The organism is Nocardia panacis, assembly GCF_003598715.1.
In the GTDB taxonomy this organism is placed as follows: domain Bacteria; phylum Actinomycetota; class Actinomycetes; order Mycobacteriales; family Mycobacteriaceae; genus Nocardia; species Nocardia panacis.
The window spans coordinates 44,555-55,349 of sequence record NZ_QZFU01000044.1 but is presented as its reverse complement, the minus strand read 5'-3'; the positions used below and the strand labels follow the sequence as shown (position 1 = coordinate 55,349).

The following is a 10,795-nucleotide window of genomic DNA, read 5'->3' as shown; positions in this document are numbered from 1 at the left end:
TGAGCGGTTTGTCTTGGCGGACAAGATCTCTCTACCAGTAGTTCCGCTGTCCTACTCTCATGCCCCCACGCGCACGACAACACGATCCACTTGACACCCAGCCCAACCCACTAACTGAGCGGCATTGCGCCTAGGCCCTTTCTCGGACAGGGGCCTTGTCCTGAATCCGACCGTCGCCGAGCAGGTTTCAGCGCTCCAGCGCAGCGAAGACACCATCAGGGCCGGGCAGATACTCCTCGACCGCGCGAACGGCCGCCACCGGCAGCGGACCGTACAGGTGCGGAAACAGCATCGACTCGGGATCGGAGGGCACCCCCGGCTCCCATTCGACCGGCGCGCCGAGGCGGGCCGGATCGAGCCGCAGCAGCACCAGATCGCGCCGACCCGCGTACAACCGGTTGGCAGGCAGATGCACCTGGTTCGGCGCGGACAGGTGAATGAAACCGACCTCGGCCAGGGATGGCGCGCGGTACGCACCGGTCGGGCGGGCGGAGTGCCACTCGGTCGCGGTGCACAGGTGCACCAGCGTGTCCGGCATCGGGGTGGGGCGCATCGGCCCAACCGTACCGGTCGCGAGCCTCGGCGTCGGGTCGGTTAGCGTCGTGCGCGGCAATTGCTTTCCAGGGGCGAACCAAGGGAGTTCGGGGCCGTGCGGGTGCTGCTGGTGGAGGACGAGCCGCGACTGGCCGAAACGGTGCGCCGCGGCCTCGAACTGGCGGGATTCGTGGTGCAGGTCGCCGCGACCGGACCCGACGGACTCTTCTCGGCCACCGAGGACCGCTTCGACGTCATCGTGCTCGACATCATGCTGCCCGGCCTCAGCGGCTACGAAGTGCTGCGCAGGCTGCGCGCCGCCGAGGTGCGCACCCCGGTGCTCATGCTCACCGCGAAGGACGGCGATCACGAGCAGGCCGACGCCCTCGACCTCGGCGCGGACGACTATCTCACCAAACCGTTCTCCTTCGTGGTGCTCACCGCCCGCCTGCGCGCGCTGCTGCGGCGCGGTCCGGCACGGCGCGACCCGGTGCTGTCGGCGGGCGATCTGCACCTGGATCCGGCCCGGCGCGCGGTGCGGCGCGGCACGGTCGAATTGAACCTCACCCCACGGGAATTCGGGCTGCTGGAATACCTGCTGCGCAACAAGGGCACGGTCCGCACGAAGACCGATATCCTGCGCAACGTCTGGGACGCCAACTACTCCGGTCCGGAGAATGTGGTCGAGGTCTACATCGGCTATCTGCGCCGCAAGATCGACGCGCCGTTCGGCCGCACCACCATCGAAACCCACCGCGGCGTCGGATATCTCCTGCGGGAGGATTAATCCCCTGGTGAAAGCGGGAGCAGGACAGTGAATTCCGCACCACCCAGGGCCGCGTCACCGACGGTGACGGTTCCGCCGTGCGCGGCGACGATCTGCGCGACGATGGCCAGCCCGAGTCCGGTGCCGCCGGTGTCGCGGGCGCGGTGGGTGTCCAGGCGGACGAACCGCTCGAAGACCCGGACCCGTTGCGCCACCGGAATTCCCGGACCGTCGTCGGAGACGGTGAGGCGGGCGTGGTCGTCGGTGCGGTCGGTGACGACGCGGACGACGGCGGCAGCGTGGGTGCCCGCGTTGTCGATCAGGTTGCGCGCCACCCGTTCCAGCGCGCCCGCATCCCCGCGCAGGCGGGTCGGGGTCAACTCGGTGCGCACTTCGATCCCACCCCGCTGCCGCAGCGCCTGCGCCGCTGTCCCCGCGAGGTCGTCGAGGTCGACATCGCCGGTGCGCAGGGTCATCCCGTGCTCGTCGGTGGCGGCGAGGGTCAGCAGATCCTCGATCAGTCGCCGCATCCGCTCGGCCTCCGGCAGCAGCGTGCGCCCGATCAACTCGCGGTCGAGCACCTCCGGATGGGCCAGACCCAACTCCAGGGCCGCGATGACCGTGGCCAGCGGACTGCGCAATTCGTGCGAGGCATCGCCGACGAACCGGCGCTGTGCTCCCTGACCGGCCTCGACCCGGTCCAGCATGGCGTTCATGGTCACCGCGAGCCGGGCGATCTCGTCGCGGGCGGGCGGCACCGGAACCCGTTCGCAGAGTCGGTCCGCGCCGATCCCGGCGACCCTGGCCCGGATCGCCTCCACCGAGGACAGCGACCGACCCACCAGCCGATAGGCCGCCGCGGCGGCGACCGCGATGATCACCGGATCGCTCACGGCCAGTCCGACCGCGACCTTCCGCAGCGTCTCCTCGACCGGTTCGATATCGGCGCCGACCAGCACGACATAGCGATCGTCCACCGCGCGACGCGCCACCCGCAGATCCGAATCCGGCTCGGCGGCATAGTCGATGGACCGATCCGCCGCCAGGCGCGGCACCCGATCCGGCGCACCCTCCGACGCCCGCACCACCCGCCCCGACGCGTCGAGCACCTGGACGAACTCCACATGATTCGACGGGACGAACACGGCGGCGGGCAGCCGATCCGGTGCGGTGTCGCGCAGCTGACCGACGATATCGAAGGCCCGCGCCTCGACCGCCGCGTCGACCGAACCGAGCAGCGAACGATAGACCAGCAGCAGGACCGCCGCCGACCCGAGCAGCAGCACCACCGCGACCGCCACACCCGAGATCAGCGCCGACCGAACCCGCAGACCCCAGCGCGCCGGATGCCGCACGGCCGCGTAGACCTCGCCGATCCGCTCCCACATGTCAGCCATCTTCGACCACACCCGCGCGGACCGCCGCACACCGCCTCCGGCGAGTTCCCGGCGGGCGCCCTCAGCAATTTCACAGCGAGGTGATGCCATGGTGTCCGGGTGACATCGCATCCCCCAGACCTCAGACCCCGGTCCGCACCGACCCCGCGCGGCCGAAAGATGTCGCCTGCCGTTTGGGTCGCCCTCGCCCTCGCCGTGCTGTTCGGCGCGCTGGCCGCGAGTGTGGCGCTCGGCGGCGGGCTCACGGCCATCGATCACCCCCTGTTCGACCGGGCGGTCGAGTCGCGCACCGACGCGCTGGTCTCGACGGCCAAGGCCCTCAGCGATCTGGGCGGCACCCTGGCCATGACCGGACTGGCCGCGCTGACCTGCCTGATCCTGCTCCTCGCGCGGCGGTGGCGGGAACTGGTGCTGGTGGCCGTGGCCACGGCGGGGGCGGGGGCGCTGGTGGTCGTCGTCAAACAGGTGGTCGGTCGGGATCGGCCGCCGGTCGGCTACCACCTCGTCGAGGAGACGAATCAGTCCTTCCCGTCCGGGCACAGCCTGGGGTCGGCGGCGGTGGTCGGCATCGTGGTCGCGGTGGCCCTGATGCATCTGCGCGCACCGGCCGCGCGCGCCACCCTGCTCGTTGTGGCCCCAATCTTCGTTGCGGCCGTTGGCCTTTCCCGGCTCTGCCTGGGCGTGCACTGGCCCACCGATATCCTCGCGGGCTGGACCCTCGGCAGTCTCTGGGTGACCATCTGCCTGCTCGCCTATCACCGGCGCGTGCACAGGATCACACCCGAGACGAACGAGATGACCTTCCCAACTGCGAGAACAGTTGTCACAGAGACGTAGATCACACCGATATCCCCTGTGTCGGACCACCCGCGCGGTCACGGTCGATCGACGAGGGGTCGGCCGTGACCGCTCGGGGGGCAGCTCGCGGATTCGGCTCACCCCCTATGGCTTCCGTCGGGAAATGGTCCAGTCCGATTGCGGCCGTTACGGTATCGAGCTGAGAAGATGCTGAACCCGAGTGTGAGTGTCGGACCCCACGGGTAATCTGCCGATATGACAATCTGCAGCAACCATGCAGGGCAACAGGTATCGAGTCCCCGCAGTCGGGGATGAGCCCTCGAGGTGGTGGTTCTCCGGGCGTTCCGGGCGCGACCTGCGGCGTTCGCTTTCAGCGAAATCCCTGGTCGTGTTAGCGAAAACACAAAGAATCACCCACGGGAACAAAGTCCCCGTCCCGAACGTCTGACAGAGTAGTCATACCTCTGCTGGGAAGTAGCGGTAGCGAGCTCGTGGTGAGTGACCACGGGCCCCACACCAGGCGAACGGCCCGAGTGCCGGGAGCCAGGACGGAGGAGTCATGCCAGGAACCCTGACAAGCACCCCACTGACCGCGGTCGACCGTTGCGACCGCTGCGGAGCGGCCGCTCGTGTGCGTGCCGTACTTCCCGCAGGTGGCGAGTTGCTCTTCTGCCAGCACCACGCGAATGAACACATGGATCGACTGCGTGAGCTCGAGGCCGTGATCGACACGGAGTCGGCTCCCGCGCTCTGACCAACTCCTCGCGTCCTGACACAACAGCATCGGACAACAGAACAACCGCGGCGGGCGACCTCACAGGGGTCGCCCGCCGTCGGCGTTTCCGACCGATCGACCGGACAGGATGCCGTCGATCAGCCTGCTCAGACCGAAATCGAAATCGCCCGCCGGATCCGCGGGCGCACCGTAGTACTCGCCGACCGCCGCACCCACCCGGTTCGAGACCGGGAACTGCTCGACCGGCATCAGGGCGGTGAGGGCCGGGCCGTACTCGGCCCACCAGTCCGCGTCCGAGACCGTCGCGGCGGCCCGCTCGGCGGCGATGGCCATGCGGGCATTGCCCGTCGCGAACTCCCCCAGCACCGCGACCGCGCGATCCATCTCCAGATCCGTCAGCCCGACACCTTCCAGCGCGGCCAGGTGCCGCTCGTAGCGGCGCATGCGCCACGGACCGAGGATCACCCGCCACGGCGACACCTCCAGCAGCCAGGGATGGGCCAGCAGTTCCGCGCGCACCTGACGCGCGATGGCCGCCATGCGCTCGCGCACCGGCAACTCCGGCGGGATCGGCGCGTCCTCGGCGGCCACCGCATCGGTCATCAGCGCCTCGAGCACCTCTTTGCTGGGGATATAGGTGTAGAGGCTCATCGGACGCAGGTCGAGTTCGGCGGCCACCGAGCGAATGGACACCTTGGCGTAGCCCGCACGATCGGCGAGCGCCACGGCCGCGGCGACTACGGCGTCGACGCTCACCGTCTGTTTCGGGCCGCGTCCGCCCGATTTGCGCGGCAGTGATTCGCGCCACAGCAGCGCGAGCAGTTGCCCCGCCGGGTCTGCGGATTCGGGCAAGGGTCTCCTCGGGAACGAAACACGGGAACAAAACTCAGTACTGTGTACGTTGAAGAGATACTCCGTACACAATACGCCGATCAGAGGGGTGCGTTCTGCCCACACAAGCCACCTACCTGCCCGACCGTCATATGTTCGCACTCTGGACCTGGACCGAATCGACCCCCGGCCCCGCCCCGGCGCTCGGCGAGCACGAGACGCTGCCGCTGGTAGTTCCCGTCGGCCCCGACGGCGCACTCGAGGTCGCCGAAATCGACTGCGCGCTGGTCGATCCGGCGGCGCTGGCGGCAGGCGCCGCCGAAGCGCTCGCGACACCCGAATCGGACCCCGCGTCAACCGAACCCGGCGCATCACTGCTGGCATGGCGGGCGGAGGTCCGCAACCCGGAGGCCGACTATCCGGTGCTGCCGATCGCGGCGCACGCGGTGCCCGACGCGGTGGCGACCTCGATCCTGTCGGGAACCGAGGCCGTGCGGATCCTGCGCCGGACCTGCTCGGTCGAACGGGAATTGGCGCCGACACTCCAAGCGGAACTGCGGCCGTATCAGGCTCGGGGCATCGGCTGGCTGCGCGACCGCGCCGAAGCGCACGGCGGGGCGGTGCTCGCCGATGAGATGGGACTCGGAAAGACGGTGCAGACCATCGGATTCCTGCTCGGTCGAGCCGAGGAGGGGCCACAACTGGTGGTGTGTCCGACCTCGCTGGTCGGCAACTGGGGACATGAGATCGGACGGTTCGCGCCCGGACTGCGAGCAATCGCCTGGCGCGGTGGGGAACTCGCGGCCGGGCCGGGCGATGTGGTGGTGACCGGATATCCGATGCTGCGGCTGCACGGGGCGGCGCTGCGCAGGACACCCTGGGCCACGGCGGTATTCGACGAGGCGCAGGCGCTGAAGAATCCGCGCACCCTGGTCGCCGAGGCGGCGCGGGCGCTGGACGCGCGGGCCAAGATCGCGCTGACCGGCACGCCGGTGGAGAACCATCTCGAAGAACTGTGGTCACTGCTGAATCTGGTGGCGCCCCGACTGTTCGGGCATCGCACCCAGTTCCGCCGCCGCTTCGCCCGACCCATCCACGAGGGTTCGGCCCCGGCGGCGGCCCGGCTGCGCGCCGCGATCGAACCGGTCCTACTGGCACGCAAGAAGAGTCAGGTCGCCGCGACACTGCCGCCCAAGATCCACACCGACCTGCTCTGCGATCTGACCGCCGAACAGGAGAAGCTCTACGATCAACTGCTCGGGCGCGCCATCGACGACGGATTCGGGTCGGGCATCGAACGACAGGGGCGCGTACTGGCCGCGCTCACCGCACTCAAACAGGTCTGCAACCATCCAGGACTGATCACCGGCGACCTGACCGAGCTCCTCGGGCGCTCCGGCAAACTCGATCTGTGCGCCGATATCGTGGCCACCAACCTCGAAACCCAGTCGCCCACCTTGATATTCACCCAGTATCGGCAGACCGGCGACCTGCTGGTGCGTCATCTGGCCGAACAGTTCGGGGTGCGCGCACCGTTCTTCCACGGCGGGGTGAACCAGTCCGAGCGGGCCGCGCTGGTCAGCGGATTCCAGGCGGAGGACGGACCGCCCGTGCTGGTGCTGAGCCTGCGCGCCGCGGGCACCGGGCTGACGCTGACCCGCGCGGCCGATGTCATCCACTTCGATCGCTGGTGGAATCCGGCGGTCGAGGCACAGGCCTCCGACCGGGTGCACCGGATCGGGCAGACCCGCACCGTCAGTATCACCACGCTCACCTCGGCGACCACCGTGGAGGAACATATCGCGGGCATGCACGACCGCAAATCCGCGCTGACCGATCTGGGCGACGCCGAGGGCATCGCCGCCCTGGCCCGCCTCGACGATGACGAACTGATCGAGATCCTCCGGCGCAAGCGGGAGAACTGATGGCGGACAACGAATTCGGCTACACCGCCTGGGGTATGGACTGGGTGCGCCTGGCGGAGCCGCTGCGGGTCGTCCGGCCGGACCCCCTGCTGCCCCGCGCCCGCAGCATCGCCCGCAACGGCGGTGTCCGCGTGGAGATCTCGGGAAGGATCGTGCGCGCCGCCATCCATCGCGGCGGCCGGGCGTCGGTCACGCATTTGGAGGTGGCCCCGCTGCCGCGCGGCGCGGTGACCGATCTCGCGACCCTGGTCGCCGACGCCACGACGCTCACCGATGAGGCGCATCGCGCCGCCGTGGCCGCGGGCCGCTCCCCCGCGCCCGAACTCGCCGGGATCGACTGCTCGTGTTCGGCGCGCACCCAGCGCTGCCTGCACGTGCTCGCGGTCCTCTACGAGATGGCGCGGCAGGTGGATCTCGATCCCCGCCTCGCGCTGAGCGTCCAGGGGTATTTCGAAGCGGCGCACGATGATCCGCAGGCTCCAGCGCAGACTCCGCGCTGGGTTCCGATCAACTCCCTGAACCCGGCGGACTATTTCGCCTGACCGTCAGGCATTGGTGCCGCCGTCGACGGTGAGCGTGGCCCCGCTGATACTGCGACCGCCGGGACCTGCCAAATAGGTGACGGCGGTCGCGATATCCTCGGCCGAACCGAAGCGGCCGAGGGCGTTGAAGCCGAGCTGCACGGAGGCGTGGCCGCCGCCCGCCGGATTCATCTCGGTATCGGTGGGACCGGGCTGCACCAGGTTGACGGTGATCCCGCGCGGGCCGAGTTCGCGCGCGAGAGCCTTCGTGAAGCCGTTGAGGGCGGATTTGCTCAGGTTGTAGAGGGCAAGTCCATCGAAGATCGCGCGCTCGGACAGGTTGGAGCCGATGCTGATGATCCGGCCACCCTCGGACATGTGGGCGACCGCGGCCTGCGCGGCGACGAAGGCGGCGCGGGCGTGGATGTGCAGGGCGTTGTCGATCTCCTCGACCGTGAACTCCTCGAAGGGTTTGGCCGGGAAGATGCCCGCGTTGTTCACCAGCACATCCAGCCGCCCGAATTCCGCCGCGCTCCGGTCGACGGCGGCGCGTACCTGCGCCGCGTCGGCACTGTCGGCCTGGATGGCCAGTGCCCGTCGCCCGAGCGATTCGATCTCGGCCACCACCGATTTCGCCTCCTGCGCACCGCTGCGATAGGTGAGTGCCACGTCCGCGCCCTGCGCCGCGAGGTGTCGGGCGATGGCCGCACCGATCCCCCGGCTGCCACCGGTCACCAGCGCCACCTTGCCGGCCAACTGCGTCATCGACTCTCTCCTAATTTCTGTGCCGATCGATACATAAATAGCTCAACACGGAACCACACCCGCCGTCAAGACGGTATATTTAGTGGCCGATACAGAAATGGAGCCGCGGATGGCCGCACGAGGACGCCCCCGAAACTTCGACCGAACCGTCGCACTGCGCCGCGCCATGGAGGTCTTCTGGGAGCACGGCTACGAGGGCACCGCCATAACCGACCTCACCTCGGCCATGGGCATCAACTCCCCCAGCCTCTATGCCGCCTTCGGCGACAAGCAGGCGCTGTTCCGCGCGGCGATCGACCTCTACCGACAAAGCGAGGGCAGCCACACCGCGCGGGCACTGCGCGAGGAGCCGACCGCCCGCGCGAGCATCGAGGCCATGCTGCGCGATAACGCCGCCGCCTACACCAAAGCCGATGTGCCGCACGGCTGCATGGTGGTACTGGCCTGCTCCGCCTACACCGACCGCAATGCCGAGGTTCGCGACTTCCTCGCCGACAAGCGCAGGCAGACCGTGCGAAACGTGCGCGAACGACTCGATCGCGGTGTCGCGGAAGGGGATCTGGACGCACGCGCCGACACCGCCGCCTTGGCACGCTTCTACACCACGGTGCTGTTCGGACTCTCCACACAGGCCCGCGACGGAGCGGACCCGGCCGAACTCAACGATTCGATCGACCACGCCATGGCGGCCTGGCCCGCGTAACCACTTGCGCCGCAACGCTGTGACTACTTGCGCCGGAGCACTGTGACTATTTGCGCCGGAGCGCGGCGATTCGCTCGACGAGCTGGTCGGCCGTCGCCAGCGCCGTCGGCGGACCGCCGCATTCGCGGCGCAACTCGCCGTGGATGACACCGTGCGGTTTGCTGGTGCGGTGGTGATGCATGGCCACCAAACTGTTCAGCTCGCGCCGCAACTCGCCGAGTCGATCGGCGGTGGCGACGCGCTCGGCGGCGGTGGCGACCTGCGGCGCGGACTCCGCACGCGGCTCACCGCGCTCCGCGATCTGCCGGGCCTGCCGATCACGCAGCAACTGACGCATCTGGTCGGCATCGAGCAGACCGGGAATGCCGAGGTAATCCGCCTCCTCATCGCTGCCGGCGAAGGTGGCCGTGCCGAAGGAGGAACCCTCGTAGATCACCTGATCCAGTTCGGCGTCGGCGGCCAGCGCGACGAACGAACGCTCCTCCTGACCCGGCTCGTCCTTCTGCTTGTTGGCATCGATGAGCAGTTCGTCGTCGAGGGCGTTGTTCTCCCGATGCGGTTTACCGATGATGTGGTCGCGCTGCACCTCGAGCTGCGCGGCCAGATCCAGCAGCACCGGCACCGAGGGCACGAAGACGGTCGCCGTCTCGCCGGGTTTGCGCGCGCGCACGAAACGTCCGATGGCCTGGGCGAAATACAGTGGTGTCGAAGCGCTCGTCGCGTACACGCCCACCGCGAGGCGCGGCACATCGACACCCTCGGACACCATGCGCACCGCCACCATCCACGGCTGGGTGCTCTTGCTGAATTCGGCGATCCGATCCGAGGAGGAGGGATCGTCGGACAGCACCAGCGCGGGGCGCTCGCCCGAAATGTGTTCCAGCAGTTCGGCGTAGTCGCGGGCGCGGTCCTGATCGGTCGCGATCACCAGACCGCCCGCATCGGGCATCCCCGAGGATCGCTTCTGCCGCAGGCGGATATCGGCCGCGCGCAGCACCGCCGAGATCCAGTCGCCCGCCGGATCTAGCGCGGTGCGCCAGGCGCGGGCCGTCTGCTCGGCATTGAGCGGTTCGCCCAGCCGCACCGAATACTCCTCGCCCGCACTGTCGCGCCAATGCGCCTCACCCGAGTACGCCAGGAAGACCACCGGCCGCACCACGCCGTCGGCGAGGGCCTCGGCGTAGCCGTAGGTGTGATCGGCGCGCGACTGCGGCAGCCCGTGTTCACCGGGTTCATAGGTGACGAAGGGAATCTGGCTGTCGTCGGAACGGAACGGGGTTCCGGTGAGGGCCAAGCGGCGGGTCGCGTCCCCGAAGGCGTCGGCCGTGGCCTCCCCCCAACTCTTCGCATCCCCCGCGTGGTGAATCTCGTCGAGAATGACCAGGGTTCTGCGTCTTTCGGTGCGCACCCGATGCCGGGACGGATGCGAGGCCACCTGCGCGTAGGTCACCACGATGCCGTGATAGTCGCCCGAGGTGCCACCGGTGGCATTGGAGTATTTGGAGTCCAGCGCGATCCCGGACCTGGCCGCCGACTCGGCCCACTGATGCTTGAGATGTTCGGTGGGCGCGACCACGGTGATCTGATCGACGGTGCGATCGGCCAGCAATTCCGCGGCGACCCGCAGCGCGAAAGTAGTCTTCCCCGCGCCGGGCGTGGCCACGGCCAGGAAATCGCGCGGTTTGGTGGACAGATACCTGGTCAGGGCGCGGCGCTGCCAGGCTCGCAGCGAACCACCGCCCAGTGCTGGCGTAGCGCTCGGCGATTCGTTCTCCGCCGCAACGGCGCCACCCGACCCAGTCACGCTGAAGACACTAGC

Annotated in this window: 11 protein-coding genes; 6 read left to right on the top strand and 5 right to left on the bottom strand. The window is 68.9% G+C overall.

Annotated elements, in window-relative coordinates:
• Positions 1 to 187: 187 nt before the first annotated feature.
• On the bottom strand, positions 188 to 553 hold the full coding sequence (locus D5S18_RS30510; RefSeq protein WP_120044589.1) for a DUF952 domain-containing protein: 366 nt from the start codon (positions 551 to 553) through the stop codon (positions 188 to 190).
• Positions 554 to 649: 96 nt separating this feature from the next.
• Here D5S18_RS30510 and D5S18_RS30505 point away from each other — a divergent pair, with 96 nt between their 5' ends.
• On the top strand, positions 650 to 1,321 hold the full coding sequence (locus tag D5S18_RS30505; protein ID WP_120044588.1) for a response regulator transcription factor: 672 nt from the start codon (positions 650 to 652) through the stop codon (positions 1,319 to 1,321).
• Here D5S18_RS30505 and D5S18_RS30500 read toward each other — a convergent pair.
• Positions 1,318 to 2,697, bottom strand: a complete 1,380-nt coding sequence (locus D5S18_RS30500; RefSeq protein ID WP_120044587.1) for a sensor histidine kinase — start codon at positions 2,695 to 2,697, stop codon at positions 1,318 to 1,320. The two genes, D5S18_RS30505 and D5S18_RS30500, sit on opposite strands and share 4 nt — an antisense overlap.
• 159 nt (positions 2,698 to 2,856) lie before the next feature.
• Between D5S18_RS30500 and D5S18_RS30495 the strand changes: the two genes are divergently transcribed.
• Both D5S18_RS30495 and D5S18_RS35980 read left to right on the top strand, forming a co-directional pair.
• Positions 2,857 to 3,534: a phosphatase PAP2 family protein gene (locus tag D5S18_RS30495; RefSeq protein WP_120044586.1), complete on the top strand. Its 678-nt coding sequence runs from the start codon at positions 2,857 to 2,859 to the stop codon at positions 3,532 to 3,534.
• A gap of 520 nt (positions 3,535 to 4,054) precedes the next feature.
• Positions 4,055 to 4,249 carry a DUF7455 domain-containing protein gene (locus D5S18_RS35980; protein WP_029903635.1) on the top strand — a complete coding sequence of 65 codons (195 nt, stop codon included), beginning with the start codon at positions 4,055 to 4,057 and terminating at the stop codon, positions 4,247 to 4,249.
• 60 nt (positions 4,250 to 4,309) lie between these two features.
• Here the strand turns inward: D5S18_RS35980 and D5S18_RS30485 are convergent, their stop codons facing one another.
• On the bottom strand, positions 4,310 to 5,083 hold the full coding sequence (locus D5S18_RS30485; RefSeq protein WP_203236995.1) for a TetR/AcrR family transcriptional regulator: 774 nt from the start codon (positions 5,081 to 5,083) through the stop codon (positions 4,310 to 4,312).
• Positions 5,084 to 5,214: 131 nt separating this feature from the next.
• On the opposite strand from D5S18_RS30485, the gene D5S18_RS30480 reads away from it, so the two are divergent.
• Both D5S18_RS30480 and D5S18_RS30475 read left to right on the top strand, forming a co-directional pair.
• Positions 5,215 to 6,987, top strand: a complete 1,773-nt coding sequence (locus D5S18_RS30480; protein ID WP_120044585.1) for a DEAD/DEAH box helicase — start codon at positions 5,215 to 5,217, stop codon at positions 6,985 to 6,987.
• The gene (locus D5S18_RS30475; protein WP_120044584.1) at positions 6,987 to 7,529 is read left to right on the top strand and encodes a hypothetical protein; all 543 of its coding nucleotides are present in this window, start codon (positions 6,987 to 6,989) and stop codon (positions 7,527 to 7,529) included. Before D5S18_RS30480 ends, D5S18_RS30475 begins: the two co-directional genes overlap by 1 nt.
• Before the next feature lie 3 nt (positions 7,530 to 7,532).
• On the opposite strand, the gene D5S18_RS30470 is transcribed toward D5S18_RS30475, so the two are convergent.
• Positions 7,533 to 8,273, bottom strand: coding sequence for an SDR family NAD(P)-dependent oxidoreductase (locus D5S18_RS30470; protein ID WP_120044583.1), 741 nt, complete (start codon positions 8,271 to 8,273; stop codon positions 7,533 to 7,535).
• Between the two features lie 109 nt (positions 8,274 to 8,382).
• Here D5S18_RS30470 and D5S18_RS30465 point away from each other — a divergent pair, with 109 nt between their 5' ends.
• Complete coding sequence (locus D5S18_RS30465; RefSeq protein ID WP_120044582.1) at positions 8,383 to 8,976, top strand: TetR/AcrR family transcriptional regulator; 594 nt, start codon at positions 8,383 to 8,385, stop codon at positions 8,974 to 8,976.
• A 46-nt stretch (positions 8,977 to 9,022) separates the two neighbouring features.
• Here D5S18_RS30465 and D5S18_RS30460 read toward each other — a convergent pair whose 3' ends face one another.
• Entirely contained in the window at positions 9,023 to 10,720 is a 1,698-nt protein-coding gene (locus D5S18_RS30460; protein WP_203236998.1) for a DEAD/DEAH box helicase, read from the bottom strand.
• Positions 10,721 to 10,795 lie beyond the last annotated feature (75 nt).

Bases quoted from the DNA above. Each gene is read 5' to 3' on its own strand.
- D5S18_RS30475 (WP_120044584.1), top strand. From the start codon at position 6,987: ATGGCGGACAACGAATTCGGCTACACCGCCTGGGGTATGGACTGGGTG.
- D5S18_RS30470 (WP_120044583.1), bottom strand. From the start codon at position 8,273: ATGACGCAGTTGGCCGGCAAGGTGGCGCTGGTGACCGGTGGCAGCCGG.
- D5S18_RS30495 (WP_120044586.1), top strand. From the start codon at position 2,857: ATGTCGCCTGCCGTTTGGGTCGCCCTCGCCCTCGCCGTGCTGTTCGGC.
- D5S18_RS30465 (WP_120044582.1), top strand. From the start codon at position 8,383: ATGGCCGCACGAGGACGCCCCCGAAACTTCGACCGAACCGTCGCACTG.
- D5S18_RS30510 (WP_120044589.1), bottom strand. From the start codon at position 553: ATGCGCCCCACCCCGATGCCGGACACGCTGGTGCACCTGTGCACCGCG.
- D5S18_RS30480 (WP_120044585.1), top strand. From the start codon at position 5,215: ATGTTCGCACTCTGGACCTGGACCGAATCGACCCCCGGCCCCGCCCCG.
- D5S18_RS30500 (WP_120044587.1), bottom strand. From the start codon at position 2,697: ATGGCTGACATGTGGGAGCGGATCGGCGAGGTCTACGCGGCCGTGCGG.
- D5S18_RS35980 (WP_029903635.1), top strand. From the start codon at position 4,055: ATGCCAGGAACCCTGACAAGCACCCCACTGACCGCGGTCGACCGTTGC.